A 15272-nucleotide genomic window follows, 5' to 3' on the forward strand; every position below is an offset into this window, starting at 1 on the left:
AAAAACTTTATATCCTTACATTTGTGCTATTATGAGACCAGTAAAAGTAGAAGACAAACAATTAATGGATGGCCTTAATAAGGTGTTTAGAGCTAAAGGCTATGAAGGAGCTAGTTTGAATGAATTAGCAGAAGGCGCTGGTTTAAAAAAAGCAAGTTTGTATCATAGATTTCCGGAAGGGAAAAAAGGAATTGGTCTTGCAGTCTTATCGTATTCTTCAGATTGGTTGCATAAGAATCTGTATGAATTATTAATAGATAAAAAATTAACAAAAGAGAAAAGGTTGGAAATGACATTAACCAGAATCAAGGATTTATATGATGATGGGAAAGAAACCTGTGTACTTCGATCACTATCAATGGAATCAGGAATGGGAATTTTTGGAGAGCAAATAAAGGGAGAAATGAATAGATGGATAAGAAATTTTACAGAATTTGGATTAGAGTTCGGACTTAGTAAAGATCAATCAACGAGAATTGCAAAACAGGGTTTAATAAGTATACAAGGAAGCCTTGTTGTATCTAATGCAATGTCTGATAACAGCTTGTTTTTAGATACTTTAGAAGATATAAAGCTTAAGTATAAAGTATAATATTTTTTATATTAATAATTTACCGAACGTTCGGTAATAAAATTTAAATAATGGAAAAAAAATTCCCCTTGCCACCTTTTTCAGAAGAAACGGCAAAACAAAAGGTTCAGATGGCAGAAGATGCCTGGAACAGCAAAGATCCAATAGCTATATCAACGGCTTATAGTTTAGAAACCGAATGGCGTAATCGAAATCAATTCATCAATGGACGAGAAGAAGTACAGGAATTTCTCAGAGATAAATGGAAAAAAGAACTCAATTATAAACTTAGAAAAGAATTATGGGCATATCAAGATAATAGGATTGCAGTGCGATTTGAGTATGAATATCAAAATAAAAATAATCAATGGTACAGAGCATACGGTAATGAAAATTGGGAGTTTGATGAGAATGGTTTTATGGAAAAAAGATATGCCAGTATTAACGATTTAGAAATATCAGAGACAGAAAGAAAATTATAATCTAATTTAAATACATACATAAAGATGAAAAATCAAAAGACAAAACGTTTTATAGTATTGCTTGTGATTACCCTTACCACAAGTGTCTTAGCGCATGGTTTACCCCTTAACAATAATTACGAAACTACTATAGAGAATACGGTTAAATATAAAAAAATCAATATACAAGGAATAGATGTTGCCTATAGAGAGGCTGGTAACCCCAAAAATCCGGCGATTGTATTATTGCATGGATTTCCTTCTTCGTCTCATCAATACCGTAAAGTATTGAATGCATTATCAGATGAGTTTTACTTAATTGCACCGGATTATCCTGGTTTTGGGAATAGTGATTTTCCTAGTGCTACCTCTTACGAGTATACTTTTGATAATTTAGCTAAGACTATTGAGGTTTTCTTGGAAAAGTTAGAAATTAGGTCTTATGCATTAATGATTCAAGACTATGGTGCTCCGATAGGACTAAGAATTGCGACTAAGTATCCAGAAAGAGTAACCGCTATTATAAATCAAAATGGAAATGCCTATAAAGAAGGTTTAGGACCTGCCTGGAAGGATGTCAAAGCATTTTGGGCAAATAGATCTCCAGAAACTGAGAAGGCTTTATTACCGGTGTTTTCTTTAGAAGGATTAAAATGGCAATATACTCACGGTACCAGAAATCCAGAAAATGTGAATCCAGATACTTGGCATTTGGATTACTTACGAATGTCAAGACCGAATGCTCATAAAGTCAATTTGGATTTGTTTTATGATTATCAAAATAACATAAAGTTATATCCGAAATGGCAAAAGTATTTTAGAGACAACCAACCTCCTCTATTGATTGTTTGGGGTAAAAATGATGCCTTCTTTCCAGAAAGTGGGGCAGAAGCTTTTAAAAGGGATGTGAAAAATATTGATTATAATATTTATGATACTGGACATTTTGCCTTAGAGGAAGAAAGTAAATCGATTATCAAGAAAATTAGATTTTTCCTTAAAAAAAATGGAATTAAATAATAGCTACAAAATAGAACAAGGATCTAGTTGATAAACTAGATCCTTGTTTCATTATTATTCAAATATACCTGAAATACACATATGCGTTTCTCTTGTTCGTAAACGACAACCATTTGGTAAAGGATACCCACCACAAGATTGACATTTTTGAGCGTCAACAGGATTAGGACAAGCTCCAAGATTACCTCCATTTACAGACTTTTGTTGATCTTTGCTAAGAGTTTGAGCGTTTTTACAATTTATTTATGATTTCAGAAATTGTTTGTTTTGACTGTTTAAATACTTCTTCGTTCATAGAGGTTCCTTCTATTGGCAAAAAGGTTACATCGGTTATCCCAATAAGACCTAGAACTGTTTGTAAATAGGGTTGAACAAAGTCTAAGGCTTTCATTTCAGTTGAGTTATATACTGCTCCTGCGGAGGTTATGATATAAGCTTTTACATTTTTGACTGTACCATAAAATTGACCTTGCTCATCTATCCCAAAAGTACTATTAATCCTAACGATGTGGTCAATCCAAGCTTTTAAGGCAGATGGAATACTAAAGTTATACATAGGTGTGCTTATGAGTAAAGTGTTGGTTTCCTTTAACTCTTCAATGAGTTGATCAGATAATTTTGTAGCACTAATTAATTCGTCATTAAATTGTTCTTTAGAACTATAAAATCCTTCAATTGTTTTTTGATGTATATGAGGTATTGGAGTATTTATGATGTCTCTAGTTATGATTGAACCTTTTGGATTATTTTTTTGCCAACGTTGCTGAAATTGATCTGCTATTTTTCGACTATCTGAATTGTCTATTCTAGAACTGGCATCTATTCTTAGTAATTTCATAGTTTTATTTTTTAAGGTTTAAAAATTCATATACTGCGCTAAAATCTAGATCTCCATACCCATGTTGTTTTGCTTGTGCATAGATTTCCTTCGTAATTGTAAGATTGGGGGCTGCTATATTTTGCTCATATGCACTAATAGTGGATAGGTGTAGATCTTTTTGTATCCACCTTAAGGGGAAATTTGTTTCATAATTAGAATTTTCAAGTTTTGAACGGATTGCTGACATTACGGGAGGAACAACAGGTGTGCTTAGTAGTACATTGAGTAATGTTTCTTTTTCTAAACCCATTGCTTCACCCATCACTAATGCTTCTGAAAAAGCAACCATAGATTGTCCTAATAATTGATTAATTAGCATTTTCATAGCAGCACCCATTCCTACTTTTCCTAAATGCAATGTCTTTTTTCCCATAATATCAAGTAAGAATTTAGTTTCAGTAACAGAAGCTGAATCGCCTCCTACCAAAAAGAGTAATTCACCGCTCTCAGCAGGAGCTTTCGTACCTGCTACTGGAGCGTCGAGATAACGAATTCTATGTTTTTTTGCGATGATATCCATCTCCTTGGTAAATGATGGATTTACCGTGCTGCAATTAATCCAAATACTATTATCCTTAAGAGAAGAAAGAAAACCTTTGCTACCAAGAGCAACTTCTTTGATAATTTCTGGAGTAGATAGCATTGTGATTAAAACATCTACGTTTTGTGCAACTTCTTTATGGTTTTCTGCCCATGTTGCTCCATTATCCAGTAGATGGTTTGCTTTTTCTTTGGTTCGGTTGTATACAATAAGTGAATGGCCGGCTTTTTGAAGATTAGAAGCCATTCTACTTCCCATAATACCTAATCCTATAAATCCTATTTTATTCATTTGTATATGTTTTAATTCTTATACAAATGTCACAGAAAGTGAAAAAAATAAGTTTTCGAAAAAACTAAAAGTTGTGTTTTTCGATCAAAAACTTAGATCATAATGTCTTTTCGGTATTTAATTTGAAATTGCTTAGGAGAAATATTGAATTTTTTTTGAAATGTCTTAATGAAATGTGGGGTGTTTTCGTATCCAACTTGTCGTGCGATACTTGTAACAGAATCGTTAGTGTCTTTTAATAAAAAAGAAGCTTTTTCTAACCGTCTTTCGATCAGCCACTTTTTAGGAGAAATACCAAATTTAGATTTAAAATCTCTTCTAAATGTCGAGATACTTCTTCCAGTAAGATAAGAGTAATCTTCAACGTCCAGTGGTTTGTCAAAGTTGTTATTCATAAAAGTCCGAATGTTTTTTTTAGCTCTTTTTTTTAATTGAAAAAGCTTTGACAGAAATTCACTCCCTTGTTTCGAAATACTGATCAGATGCAATAATTCTAGTAGTTTTGGTCTTGTGAATTGATGCTGATTTTTACCTCTGTATAGGGTAAGAAGAGTATCTGTAAAAAGTCGCAGATTTTGATCATACTCTAGTACTAAATTTGTTGAGGTATCTTCCTTTGTAAACACTTCGAAATTATTCAAAAATTCATCTGTGATTTCTTCATCAAAGAAGAAAACAACTGCTTCGAAAGAGTTATCCTTAGGGATAATATCTGATATCATATACAGTCCTCTTGGTAAAAGAATGATTTGATTTTTTTGAACTATGGTTAAATCACCTTCTGGGGTTTCGACTTGTAATCCTCCATTTAGTACTAATGTTAATGCGTGAGAAGCTAAATACCTTTCATTCTGAAGATCCGCTTGTTTTACATTTTTTAGAATTACACAAGAAAGACCGTCTATTAAAACTTTTTCTATTCTAGGATGTTGATAAAATACTTGAGGAACTACTTTCATAACAAGCGAAAATCAATAGAATGTATATAATTAAATAGCGGCTTTTTATAAAAGTAGTGATTTTCGATCAAAAGTTTAATCAGAATCGAATTTCAGCTTACCTTTTAGGATAAATTCATCTGCAATTGCATTTTCTTTCATACGTTTAAAAATACTTGGAGAGTTATGATTAACTCCATATTTAGTTCTGTCAATTGTATGATTAAATGTAATAGTAATTCCAGAGTCATTGTGTTCTATGTTAACAGGAATACGTTCCAGGTTTGTTTTTCCTTTAATAGTCAGTTTACCTTGTAGAATAGCTTTATGATTTTCAATCTTTGTCGTTTTTTCTAGAGTAAATATAGCTTTTGAATATTTTTTAACCTCAAAAAAATCTTCGTTTTTTAAATGATTTTTGAGATCGTTATTTTCATGATCTAAACTTTTCATATCAATGGTAATATTCATAGCGGATATTACAGTATCACTTATAATCATCGCCCCTTTTTTTGCGTCAATCGTGCCTTTTAGAGAATAAGAATTAAATGCAGCTTTACCTGTCCAGAAAAATGTCGATTTTTTTGTATCTAATTCGAAACTCTGGGCATTTATACTTTGTAATCCTAATAGTAGAAAAAATACTACAGATATAATTTTTAGTGTTCTCATTTTAATTCAGAAGTTTATTGGTTGTTTCTATTTTTTGATATCCGCATACAGTTTCCCCATCCTTGGTAATGCCTATAAAGTACCACATAGCCCATCCGCCAAAGAGAGAACTATCTGTTCGCCAGTTTTTTGTCCAAGTATATGGTTGAGACTGTTTCATCACTTCTTTTTTAGTACCAAAGTTTTTATTTAATTCTTTTAATGGATATGATTTCCTAAGATTCCAAGTGTTATTGTAGAAAAGATAAGCACCATATTCTATGATTTTAATCTCATTTTCTTTACATAGGATAGCTGTGTTATGTTTCCAATAAAATCGATTATCAATCTTAATTGCATCAATTTTTTTTGGAAAGTTATTTACTTCAATTGCCTTACGAAGTGTTTTTAACTTATCAGGTAATTCTTCATTTATGGGAGTTCCATATTGTATTTGTGCGGTCAATGAATTTAAGGTAGATGCTATTAATAGTACAATTATTATTCTCATAGTGTTATTATTTAGTTTTTTCTGCAATCCAAACTGCTAAAAAGCCTCTATCCACAGCATGAGTAGAACCGTATAATTTTCCGTTTTTATAGTAAAAGCTTGTGTTATAACTTTCGCTATTGTCACCAGATATCAGAGAAACATAAACAACATCTAATTGGGTATTAATTCTTCCTTCTTGTATTTTAACTCCTTCTCGATAAAATGTACCGTGTACAGTTTTGGAGTTGATTTTATCAATACGCATCATAGCAAAATTAGAGTCTGTTTTATCCTGAGGACTCATGTCTAATTTCCATTCACCTATTAATAGTTGTAAGTCCGTATTATTTTCTTGAGAAAAGGTGGGGAAAGAAATGATGAAAAGAAAGAGTATGCTTACTTTTTTTAAAATTGCGAAATGTTTCATTTTTTCTGATTTTAGAATTTGTATGAGACAAATATTGACCAAATGCAGAAAAAAATCGTTTCAATTTGCTAAATGAGACGGATTTTAGATAAAAACAAGGTTTCAATTTTTTAATTGAAACTTTTAAAACTTTGTTTTTAGAGCGCTAGGAGGTTTTCCTGTAATTTTTTTAACGGTTCTGTTAAATGAAGCTTTAGAATTAAAACCAGCATAATAGGCTAAAGCCAGCAGTGTAAGATTATCATTTTTAGGATTATCAAGTAATCTCTTTACTTCTTTAAAACGAAGTTCGTTTATATAATCAGTAAACTTTTTTTGGTAGATTGTATTTAAACATCTAGTGACTAAATACGGTTTTACAGAAAGTTGCTTTGACAATGAAGCTAGGGTAAGCTCTGGATTTTTGAAAAGCTGTTCCTCCTTCATTTTAATTTCTAAGGTTTTACGAATCTTTTGTAGCTGCTCTTTCTCTTTGTCAGAAATGATTGTAATTTGTTTGAACGCACTTTCTTTTCTTCGAGCAAAACCCTCTAAACCTAACCAATAGGTAATAATTGCCATGCCTATAAATACGGGGTGTCCGTAGAAAAAATTACTTGCAAAATTGAAGAAGAAAAAATCGATTAATATCCCAACCACATAAATGATAGAAAATATTTTCATTACTAAAACAACTCTTTTTATCCAGTCGAGTTTTTCTTCAAGAATTTTATATCCTTCTACTTGTATTGTATTACTAAGTATTTTTTCAGCTTTAATACTATAAAAAACAATTAGTGCTCCAGAAACAATAAACATAGTAGGGTAATGCATCCATACTACATATCCCCAATACCCTAACCAAGAGAGGCTCTCCCGAGTGCCATCCCAGTAAAAGTTTTGCGCTTTTATAAAAAAGCTCCAAGTAAATTCTATTAGTACAGGAAGGAAGTGAATCCAATCTTTTCTTAAAAATTTGAACTTAGGATTAACGTAACTTTTTATAAAAAAATATATAAGCGTTCCATATATCCAATTGTATTCTAATAGTATATGATACCAAAAATCATATCGTCCCAGCCCAAAAATATTTAAGGTCTCTACGATTAGGCGATAAGAGAAAAAGAATAATATAGTGGCAAGAAATCGATTAGCCAAGTAGTGTACTCCATGTTTTTGCCATAAAATAATACCAAAAATGATTCCTTGTATGGCACCAATACATAATAATATAACCAAAAGTATCTCTAACGTTTCCACTGGATTAAAGATAAAGAAGAAGATTTAAGAAACAACTTTTTCCTTATAATATCGATACAAATCTTCTGATGAAGCTCCTAGCCATCTTCTCATATGAATATTTAAAAAGTGATATTGTAATCGCCAAACACCTACTTCTCTATAACGTCTTGCAGAAGTAATAACATATTTAGGGATTATAACAAATTTATCAATAGCAAAAAGGCGGTCTACTAAATCGTTATCTTCATAAACGATATAAGCTTCATCATATCCATCTATTTCTTTAAATAATGAAGCTGTAATGAATTGACTTTGATCTCCTCCACGACAGCGCTTACTTTCGAATTGAGTGAGCCAACCTAAGAATCGAAGCCACCAATGTTTAGAATCAAATTTCATTCTAAAACAACCGGCTTCATTGCCTCCATGAATTTGTTGGATAATATCCTTATCATAGCCATCAGGAGGAAAAGAATCTGCGTGTAGGAAATAAAGTATTTCACCAGAAGCTGCTGCAGCTCCTGTATTCATTTGTTTAGCACGACCTTTCTCTGAAGATACTAATTTAATAGATGTTTTTTGTGTATTTGCGAAATCTGTAACAGTTTTTCGAGATTCATCCACACTTCCTCCGTCAACTACTATGATCTCTTTAATGAAATTTGGGGAGGAAGAAGTTTGTATCAAATGGGAAAGCAGCTTACAAATTGTAGCTGCTTCATTAAGAATGGGAATTATGATAGATATTTTCAAAAGGGAACTATAATTTAAAATATAAAATTACTCATTTAAACTCCAATCGTATTTCTTATATCCTTTCTTTTTTTGTTTGTCAATCTTAACTTCTGAATATTTGTTGATAAACGCTTTCGCATCTTCACCATCAACTTTAAAATCTTTTTTGAACCAGCTGAAGATTTTAGATACTTCTACTACTTCTTCGGTAATCGTGTTTCTTTTAGGGTCATTAATGAAATTCTTGGTTAATGTTTCCAGCGCATTATCCACATTTCCAGCAGTAAAAGCTCTATTCCATACAATAGGACAAGAGTAAGAAGCACAATTAATAGCAAAGTGGATTCTAGGATCTCCTAGTTTTCTAAGAATCTTGTGTTCTAATTCGTTTAAACTATGTAATACTCCATTAATTTTAAAAAACTGTCTTCCCCATGGATCTTTAATGTCTTTTATACTTTTTAGAGGGTAGTTATCTATAATTAATTTTATAGTATACGCATTGTATGCATTAATCCAATACGCTAGTTTTTCTTCTTTACTCCAAGAAGATGTTGGTGGATTATCAGAGAGATAAGTGAAATATTGATAAAGTTGGGAGCTATCTCTCATAAAACCTTTATAATCAACTTTACCGTCTTCGGAAACATTAATTAGTAAAATTTGATCCCAAATAGCGTGATCAAGTTTTTGTTGCGCTTTCGTTTGAAAAGAGAAAAATGTAATTAATATGAATACAAATATTTTTGGGGTTCTCATTTTTATAATCTTTTAAATATATCCAGATGTAAGTGTTTTTACAAATGGTTAAGTAGGTTCAACTTCTGTTTGTTTTTTTGTTTTCCAAATAACCAATACTATATTAAATATTCGTTAAATACTTGATCTTAGTCCAAAGTTTATGCCACTCCTTACAAAGATAGTTATTGCTATTTTTTTACGTTGCAGGTTAGTTGCTGATTCCGTATTATTGTAATCGAACTATTTTTATATGATTAGTACAAGTTTTAAACTTCCTTGTGGGGTTACATTGCGCAATAGACTAGTAAAATCTGCAATGACAGAGCGGATTAGTAATAGCAAGTTTGAACCTACAAAAGGTCATGAGCGGTTATATAGAGATTGGTCCAAAACTGGAGCGAGTTTATTAATAACAGGTAATGTGGTTATAGACCGAAAACATCTAGAATCTGCAGGAAATGTATGTTTTGATGATGAAAAAATGCTTCCCAAATTAAGATCCTGGGCACAAGAAGGTAAAAAGAATGGGAATCATATATGGGTGCAGATTTCTCATTCAGGAAGACAAACAAATAGGTTTGGCACGAATAGTCCTTTAGCACCTTCTGAAGTGCAATTGAAAAAGTTAGGGCTTTTTGGGAAACCTATAGCTATGACTAAAAAAGACATTCAGGATGTAATTGAGCGTTTTGTGAATGCCGCTAGAATTGCCAAAGAAGCTGGTTTTACAGGAGTTCAGATCCATTCTGCTCATGGGTATTTATTAAGCCAGTTTTTATCACCTCACACTAATGTTAGGTCTGACAGTTGGGGAGGTGGTATCGAGAATCGAAGTCGCTTATTGCTTACTATTATTAGAGAGGTTCGAAACGTAGTTGGAGTTGATTTTCCAATTTCTGTAAAATTAAATTCTGCTGATTTTCAAAGAGGTGGATTTACAGAAGAAGAGTCGTTGGAAGTAATAAAAATGTTAGACGAAGAAAAAATTGATTTACTCGAAATATCGGGAGGAACTTATGAGAAGCTAGCATTTTTTACCATGAATGAAGAAGACTCGGAACTTAAGGAAAGTACTAAACAAAGAGAGGCTTATTTTATTGATTTTGCTAAGAAGATTAGGGCTATTAGTAAATTACCCTTAATGATTACAGGAGGTTTTAGATCGTATGATTTTTGTAATGAAGTTTTGATCAATGGAGAGGTAGATCTAGTTGGTATGGCGAGGCCATTTATAACAAATAGAGAAGATATTCCAAAATTCCTAAAAGGTGAATTACCGTATCTTAAGAACCTAGTTCTAAGGACTGGTTTAAAACAATTTGAGGATGCAGCAGAAGGTGGTTTTTATGCCAGACAGATTATAAGATTTTCTAAAGGCAAAGGTTTGAAAACTACTATGAACCCTTTATGGTGCTCAATGTTTTTGATTTTATATGAATTCAAAAAAGCAATGATAAAAAAGTTGTTTTAAAAGAAATATCCCTAAAACCATTGTTTTAGGGATATAATTTATGATTTTATTGTATTAGCAACATCCACCACCATCGTAGTGATATGTGGATTCACTAATATAAATATCATTTCTTCCTAAATCAGCAAGCGCGCCAGCAGTTTTGTCGCAAATTGCGATTGGTTGATTTTTTAGTAGAACATGTCCTTTTTTATCATCAAAATAATCTTCATCACCATAATAAATAGCTGCTTTCCCTGTAAAGATACAAGGCCCATCTTCTGGCATTGGATCTTTGATTGCAGCTACTTCTATAGATTCTATATAGATTAGTTCTTCCGTTTCATAATTTTTAGGATCTAGAATACGATATGGTTTACGAGCTCTAATTTCTATAGTTCCAAAACCAACATCGGTCAATGCTTTTACATATTCTGCAATTGGTAGACTACCACTAAGACATAGCGCTCTTAATCGTTCATCATTTCTAAGCGTATCATTCATTGGTTGTTCACAGGTAGGGTCACTCATTACTAATCTACCATGAGGTTTTAATACCCGATACATCTCCTCAATTGCTTTTTTTAGATCTTCTGCCTTAAAAATATTGAATAAACAATTTTGGGCAGCTACATCAATACTATTATCTTCTACCGGAAGATTTAGTGCATCACCAAATCTTAGATCTACAAAATCACTATTAAACCATTCATTTTGTTCTTCAGCCTCTTTAAAGTTTTTATGAGAAGCATCTAACATTTCTTGAACTACATCAATACCGATTACACCACTTTTTTGGCGTGAGAAATATGAGAATTGTAATAATTCCATTCCTCCTCCAACACCGACATATAAAACTTTTGGATTATTAGTTAAATCACGAGCATTTACAGTACTTCCGCAACCATAATTCATTTCCTGCATGATTTTTGGTATTTTTAATCCAGGTAATTCCCAAATAGGATTTGTAGTACAACATAATCCTATATCTGGAGTCAATGCTGCTTCTTTATATACATCGTGTGTGGTTTCTAAATAACTCATATTCTTTTTTCTTTTTAAAGTGGGGTTTTTTATAATGACTTTATTAATTCTTTAAATAAAAGAATCATTTCTGGTTCAGCTTTTCCAGCCATCGCAATAATCTCATCGATATCAACTGGTTTTAGATTATCAGGATCACATTCATCAGTAAGAACAGATACAGCTGCAACATTCATTTCTAAATGATTAGCTACAATTACTTCTGGAACAGTACTCATACCAACAGCATCCGCACCAATTATTTTTAAATAACGATATTCTGCACGAGTTTCTAGCTGTGGGCCAACTACAGATGCATATACACCTTTATGTAAGTTGATGTTATTCTCTTTTGCTATTGCTTCCAGTTTATTACTGATCTTTTGATCATAAGGAGCACTCATATCTGTAAAACGTGTTCCTAATTGCTCAACACCTTTAAATGCTAACGGGGAACCTCCCTGAAGGTTTATGTGGTCTTCTATAAGCATTAATTCACCTTTTTTGAAGTTTAAATTAATGGCCCCAGAGGCATTAGAAACAAGAAGTGTTTTGATTCCTAATTCATTCATAATTCGCACTGGATATGTCACATCTTGTAGCGAGTATCCTTCATATAAATGAAAACGACCTTGCATCACTACTACATTTTTACCTTCTAGTTTTCCATAAATTAGTTTTCCTTTATGAAATTCTACTGTAGCTGTTGGGAAATTAGGGATGTGATTGTAGCTTACTTCTTTGAGAATCTCTATTTGTTCTAATAACTGCCCTAGACCTGTTCCTAATATGATACCTATTTCAGGATTTTCAAACCCTTTTTGTTGTAAGTATTCAGTCGTTTCTTTAATGTATTTAATCATTTTGCTAAGCTTAATAAATGTTGAAAAACGGAGATGTCTTTGATATCTTCATAATAATCTACATCATTACGTTCTTCTAATAATTTGACGTTAGTTTGTTGTATATCGTTTAATGTATTTTGTAATACTGTATTTGTCCCCCAGGATTTATTTTGAAAAACTTTTGAATTCAAAGATTTCATTCCGAATAAATAATAACCTCCATCTTCTGCGGGACCTATTACATACTCATTATTTTTCAGAGCTTCGAAAGCATTTTCTATATCATGCTGACTTAGATCGTACATATCACTGCCTATTATGATTATGTTTGTATATCCCGATTCAAAACCGTTTTGGAAAGCGTTGTACATTCTAATTCCAAGATCTTTTCCTTCTTGTTGTTTTTTATTATATATGGTTGGATCCCAAATATCGTTTTGGCCAATTCTTGTGGAATAATGTACTTCTTTTGTAACCGAAAGATTTTTGGTAATAGTTACGGTATGATCTAATAATAGCTCATAAACCTCTAGAGCGGCTTGATTTCCTATAGTAGCAGCTAAGCGAGTTTTGCACTTACCTAATTCTGGATTTCGAGTAAAGATCATTAATAGGTTCTTTTCCATCACTTTTTATATACTTTTTTTCCTTTATGTAACCATTTCCCCCATTGTCTGGAAAATGCATGTATTTGGTTTGTTTCTTCTCCTTTAGCATTAATTACTTTATGATCCTTATTTTTCCATTCAAAGATCCCTCCATATAAATTATATATATTATTGTAACCTGCTTCTTTTAGTTTTTCTGAGATATCTTCTGATCGTATTCCTAAGCTGCAGTAAACAACAATTTTAGATTTTTTAGGAATGTTTTGATCTGATAAGAAATCCATGTTAAATTGATCATACCCTACATGTATAGCTCCTTTTAGATGACTTGTTTCGTATTCAATAATTTCCCTTGCATCTAATAAAATAACTTTGTCTTTTATGGTACTTAATTCTTTTACTGAGATGTATGGAATACTTTCATTATTATATTGGTCAAGTAATTCTTTAAGCGAATTCTGACTAAAAACCAAAAATGGTGATATAATAAAAGTTAGTACTACAATTATTGTTTTCATATAACATATGTTACCTGCTGTAACATTACATTGTATTATTAAATATGGACTTGTTTTCTAAAAGTTATTGATAACTTTTTTATGAAGAGAAGGCGAGAGTAATAATTAATTAAACGTAAGCCCTGAAAGAAGGTGATCCTTTATTGTAAAAAGAGGAGAGTAGATAAATGTCTTTTAGTTGTTTACTCCGATCGAATATCTCTTTTTTTGTATTTACAATCTGAGATATTATAGTTGTAAGAATTCTAGAGAACTTAGTACTTAGCTTAGCTATAATTTTTAGATCTTCAAGTGAATCAATATCATGTAAAACTTCGAGTCTAGTCACTTCAATTTTTGAAGTATTTATCATAATTGATAAACTCTTAGCTAGTTTTTTTGATTGCCATGGAAGTTCTAAAAAAGTACTTAGATTGAATTGAGATTTATGCAATCCCATTAGATAAAATCCTCCATCGGAAGATGGACCTAAAACAAATTTTTTATTTTCAAGTTGTTTAGCACTATCTAATAAATGGTTTTTATTAAGGTGAGGAGTGTCGTTTCCTATTGTAATTACATTTTCATATCCAAGTGCATAAGTGTCTTGAATTGCATTCACAAAACGTTCTCCGAAATTACTGCCATTTTGATTTTTTTCTGTAAATATAAAAAAAGGAAGTCCTGAGCTTTCTACCACCCTTAGTGTTTTTTTAGTAAGTTCAGCAAATAGTTTTTCACCACCAATAATAGGTTTGTTTAGAAGCTCTTCTTTAGAAGAGTTTGCAAAAACTAATATGGCAGTTTTTTTATTCATATTTATGCTACAGTCCCTTGACAACTACTTCCAGCTCCGGCAGTACAGCCATAACAGTGTTGTGAGATAATAATATTTCTATTTTGGAGTAATTCTTCATTATACTCGCTAATATGCTTTACTTTACTAGCTACTTTAAGATCTAGCATTTGGTTAAAATCACAATCATATAACCAACCATCCCAACTAATAGAAATAGTATTGGTACACATTACATTTGCTACGGCCGACGGATTATAAGCTTCTACTAATGCGTACATATAATCTTCATAATTTTCAGAAGCAATTAAATAATCCAGAAATCTACTGATCGGTAAATTAGTAATTGCAAACAAATTATGAAAGTGAATTCCAAAATCTTCTATAAGAGCTTTTTTAAATTCTTTTTCCATAGATGCTTGATCACCTGGTAAAAAGGCACCAGAAGGATTATAAACTAGATCTAATCTAAGACCACTGTCTGGCATCCCATATCCTCGTTCGTTAAGTTCTTGCAGTGCTTTTATGGATTTATCAAAAACTCCATCTCCACGTTGTTTGTCAGTTTTTCCTCTGGTCCAATGCGGCATGGAAGAAACGACATGCACATTATGTTTTTTAAAGAAATCGGGGAGATCATAGTATTTTTTATTCGCTCTAATGATAGTTAAATTACTACGTACGATAAAATCCTTAATTCCTGCTTTACTTGCTTCCTCGACAAACCATCTAAAATTAGGATTCATTTCGGGCGCTCCACCTGTGAGATCTAATGTGTGTGCCCCCGTTTTTCTTATGACTTCTAAGCATTGTAGCATAGTTTCTTTGGTCATAATTTCTTTACGATCAGGTCCCGCATCCACATGACAATGTTCACAGACTTGATTGCACATATATCCTACATTGATCTGTAGAACTTCTAATTTATTGGGACGCAGTGAATTATGTCCAATTTCTGCAATTTTATCTGCAAACTTAGGTAATTCTCCATTAGCAAAAATTCCATTATTTAGAATTTCTAATTGTCTGTGAGAGTCTGCTAGTTCGTTATTTCTATTTTTGAGTGACTTAGTAGCCATATAT

At 32.0% G+C, this 15272-nt stretch carries 19 protein-coding genes; 4 read left to right on the top strand and 15 right to left on the bottom strand.

Translation table 11 applies throughout. The annotated features are described in order from the left end of the window. Positions 1 to 31: 31 nt before the first annotated feature. Genes H526_RS0121510 through H526_RS0121520 form a run of 3 tightly spaced genes read left to right on the top strand, consistent with a single transcriptional unit; the run spans position 32 to position 2052 of the window. Positions 32 to 592, top strand: coding sequence for a TetR/AcrR family transcriptional regulator (locus tag H526_RS0121510; RefSeq protein ID WP_027394931.1), 561 nt, complete (start codon positions 32 to 34; stop codon positions 590 to 592). Between the two features lie 50 nt (positions 593 to 642). Then, positions 643 to 1053: a nuclear transport factor 2 family protein gene (locus H526_RS0121515; protein ID WP_027394932.1), complete on the top strand. Its 411-nt coding sequence runs from the start codon at positions 643 to 645 to the stop codon at positions 1051 to 1053. A gap of 24 nt (positions 1054 to 1077) precedes the next feature. Beyond that, positions 1078 to 2052 carry an alpha/beta fold hydrolase gene (locus H526_RS0121520; RefSeq protein WP_027394933.1) on the top strand — a complete coding sequence of 325 codons (975 nt, stop codon included), beginning with the start codon at positions 1078 to 1080 and terminating at the stop codon, positions 2050 to 2052. A gap of 232 nt (positions 2053 to 2284) precedes the next feature. Here H526_RS0121520 and H526_RS0121525 read toward each other — a convergent pair whose 3' ends face one another. The 9 genes from H526_RS0121525 to H526_RS0121565 form a co-directional block, all read right to left on the bottom strand. Then, on the bottom strand, positions 2285 to 2890 hold the full coding sequence (locus H526_RS0121525; RefSeq protein WP_027394934.1) for an FMN-dependent NADH-azoreductase: 606 nt from the start codon (positions 2888 to 2890) through the stop codon (positions 2285 to 2287). A 4-nt stretch (positions 2891 to 2894) separates the two neighbouring features. Continuing rightward, the gene (locus tag H526_RS0121530; protein ID WP_035086193.1) at positions 2895 to 3764 is read right to left on the bottom strand and encodes an NAD(P)-dependent oxidoreductase; all 870 of its coding nucleotides are present in this window, start codon (positions 3762 to 3764) and stop codon (positions 2895 to 2897) included. Positions 3765 to 3856: 92 nt separating this feature from the next. Then, on the bottom strand, positions 3857 to 4723 hold the full coding sequence (locus H526_RS0121535; protein WP_027394936.1) for a helix-turn-helix transcriptional regulator: 867 nt from the start codon (positions 4721 to 4723) through the stop codon (positions 3857 to 3859). A gap of 75 nt (positions 4724 to 4798) precedes the next feature. Further along, on the bottom strand, positions 4799 to 5374 hold the full coding sequence (locus H526_RS0121540) for a YceI family protein (protein WP_027394937.1): 576 nt from the start codon (positions 5372 to 5374) through the stop codon (positions 4799 to 4801). Between the two features lies 1 nt (position 5375). Further along, a complete protein-coding gene (locus tag H526_RS0121545; protein WP_027394938.1) occupies positions 5376 to 5864 on the bottom strand; it encodes a hypothetical protein in 489 nt (162 codons plus the stop codon). Positions 5865 to 5871: 7 nt separating this feature from the next. Further along, positions 5872 to 6273: a hypothetical protein gene (locus H526_RS0121550; RefSeq protein ID WP_027394939.1), complete on the bottom strand. Its 402-nt coding sequence runs from the start codon at positions 6271 to 6273 to the stop codon at positions 5872 to 5874. 123 nt (positions 6274 to 6396) lie between these two features. Continuing rightward, complete coding sequence (locus H526_RS0121555) at positions 6397 to 7512, bottom strand: helix-turn-helix domain-containing protein (RefSeq protein ID WP_027394940.1); 1116 nt, start codon at positions 7510 to 7512, stop codon at positions 6397 to 6399. A gap of 24 nt (positions 7513 to 7536) precedes the next feature. Then, entirely contained in the window at positions 7537 to 8247 is a 711-nt protein-coding gene (locus H526_RS0121560; RefSeq protein ID WP_027394941.1) for a TIGR04283 family arsenosugar biosynthesis glycosyltransferase, read from the bottom strand. 27 nt (positions 8248 to 8274) lie between these two features. Beyond that, positions 8275 to 8988, bottom strand: coding sequence for a DUF547 domain-containing protein (locus H526_RS0121565; protein ID WP_035086196.1), 714 nt, complete (start codon positions 8986 to 8988; stop codon positions 8275 to 8277). Between the two features lie 232 nt (positions 8989 to 9220). Between H526_RS0121565 and H526_RS29775 the strand changes: the two genes are divergently transcribed. Continuing rightward, positions 9221 to 10441, top strand: a complete 1221-nt coding sequence (locus tag H526_RS29775) for an NADH:flavin oxidoreductase/NADH oxidase family protein (RefSeq protein ID WP_051336271.1) — start codon at positions 9221 to 9223, stop codon at positions 10439 to 10441. A 54-nt stretch (positions 10442 to 10495) separates the two neighbouring features. On the opposite strand, the gene arsM is transcribed toward H526_RS29775, so the two are convergent. The 6 genes from arsM to arsS all read right to left on the bottom strand — a co-directional run bounded on the left by arsM (position 10496) and on the right by arsS (position 15268). Beyond that, a complete protein-coding gene (gene arsM, locus H526_RS0121575; RefSeq protein WP_027394943.1) occupies positions 10496 to 11464 on the bottom strand; it encodes an arsenosugar biosynthesis arsenite methyltransferase ArsM in 969 nt (322 codons plus the stop codon). Positions 11465 to 11493: 29 nt separating this feature from the next. Continuing rightward, the gene (locus tag H526_RS0121580) at positions 11494 to 12306 is read right to left on the bottom strand and encodes a purine-nucleoside phosphorylase (protein ID WP_027394944.1); all 813 of its coding nucleotides are present in this window, start codon (positions 12304 to 12306) and stop codon (positions 11494 to 11496) included. Beyond that, the gene (locus tag H526_RS0121585) at positions 12303 to 12914 is read right to left on the bottom strand and encodes a TIGR04282 family arsenosugar biosynthesis glycosyltransferase (RefSeq protein ID WP_027394945.1); all 612 of its coding nucleotides are present in this window, start codon (positions 12912 to 12914) and stop codon (positions 12303 to 12305) included. Before H526_RS0121585 ends, H526_RS0121580 begins: the two co-directional genes overlap by 4 nt. Beyond that, the gene (locus tag H526_RS0121590; RefSeq protein ID WP_027394946.1) at positions 12914 to 13414 is read right to left on the bottom strand and encodes a rhodanese-like domain-containing protein; all 501 of its coding nucleotides are present in this window, start codon (positions 13412 to 13414) and stop codon (positions 12914 to 12916) included. Before H526_RS0121590 ends, H526_RS0121585 begins: the two co-directional genes overlap by 1 nt. A 109-nt stretch (positions 13415 to 13523) precedes the next feature. Continuing rightward, the gene (locus H526_RS0121595; RefSeq protein WP_027394947.1) at positions 13524 to 14210 is read right to left on the bottom strand and encodes a TIGR04282 family arsenosugar biosynthesis glycosyltransferase; all 687 of its coding nucleotides are present in this window, start codon (positions 14208 to 14210) and stop codon (positions 13524 to 13526) included. Positions 14211 to 14212: 2 nt separating this feature from the next. Continuing rightward, on the bottom strand, positions 14213 to 15268 hold the full coding sequence (gene arsS, locus H526_RS0121600) for an arsenosugar biosynthesis radical SAM (seleno)protein ArsS (RefSeq protein ID WP_027394948.1): 1056 nt from the start codon (positions 15266 to 15268) through the stop codon (positions 14213 to 14215). Positions 15269 to 15272 lie beyond the last annotated feature (4 nt).

It is taken from the genome of Aquimarina latercula DSM 2041, from assembly GCF_000430645.1.
Classification (GTDB): Bacteria; Bacteroidota; Bacteroidia; order Flavobacteriales; family Flavobacteriaceae; genus Aquimarina; species Aquimarina latercula.

Coding starts and splice junctions, on each gene's coding strand:
- H526_RS0121515 (WP_027394932.1), top strand. CDS start 643: ATGGAAAAAAAATTCCCCTTGCCACCTTTTTCAGAAGAAACGGCAAAA.
- H526_RS0121550 (WP_027394939.1), bottom strand. CDS start 6,273: ATGAAACATTTCGCAATTTTAAAAAAAGTAAGCATACTCTTTCTTTTC.
- arsS (WP_027394948.1), bottom strand. CDS start 15,268: ATGGCTACTAAGTCACTCAAAAATAGAAATAACGAACTAGCAGACTCT.
- arsM (WP_027394943.1), bottom strand. CDS start 11,464: ATGAGTTATTTAGAAACCACACACGATGTATATAAAGAAGCAGCATTG.
- H526_RS0121530 (WP_035086193.1), bottom strand. CDS start 3,764: ATGAATAAAATAGGATTTATAGGATTAGGTATTATGGGAAGTAGAATG.
- H526_RS0121540 (WP_027394937.1), bottom strand. CDS start 5,374: ATGAGAACACTAAAAATTATATCTGTAGTATTTTTTCTACTATTAGGA.
- H526_RS0121525 (WP_027394934.1), bottom strand. CDS start 2,890: ATGAAATTACTAAGAATAGATGCCAGTTCTAGAATAGACAATTCAGAT.
- H526_RS0121565 (WP_035086196.1), bottom strand. CDS start 8,988: ATGAGAACCCCAAAAATATTTGTATTCATATTAATTACATTTTTCTCT.
- H526_RS0121520 (WP_027394933.1), top strand. CDS start 1,078: ATGAAAAATCAAAAGACAAAACGTTTTATAGTATTGCTTGTGATTACC.
- H526_RS0121580 (WP_027394944.1), bottom strand. CDS start 12,306: ATGATTAAATACATTAAAGAAACGACTGAATACTTACAACAAAAAGGG.
- H526_RS0121545 (WP_027394938.1), bottom strand. CDS start 5,864: ATGAGAATAATAATTGTACTATTAATAGCATCTACCTTAAATTCATTG.
- H526_RS0121510 (WP_027394931.1), top strand. CDS start 32: ATGAGACCAGTAAAAGTAGAAGACAAACAATTAATGGATGGCCTTAAT.
- H526_RS0121590 (WP_027394946.1), bottom strand. CDS start 13,414: ATGAAAACAATAATTGTAGTACTAACTTTTATTATATCACCATTTTTG.
- H526_RS0121595 (WP_027394947.1), bottom strand. CDS start 14,210: ATGAATAAAAAAACTGCCATATTAGTTTTTGCAAACTCTTCTAAAGAA.
- H526_RS29775 (WP_051336271.1), top strand. CDS start 9,221: ATGATTAGTACAAGTTTTAAACTTCCTTGTGGGGTTACATTGCGCAAT.
- H526_RS0121585 (WP_027394945.1), bottom strand. CDS start 12,914: ATGGAAAAGAACCTATTAATGATCTTTACTCGAAATCCAGAATTAGGT.
- H526_RS0121535 (WP_027394936.1), bottom strand. CDS start 4,723: ATGAAAGTAGTTCCTCAAGTATTTTATCAACATCCTAGAATAGAAAAA.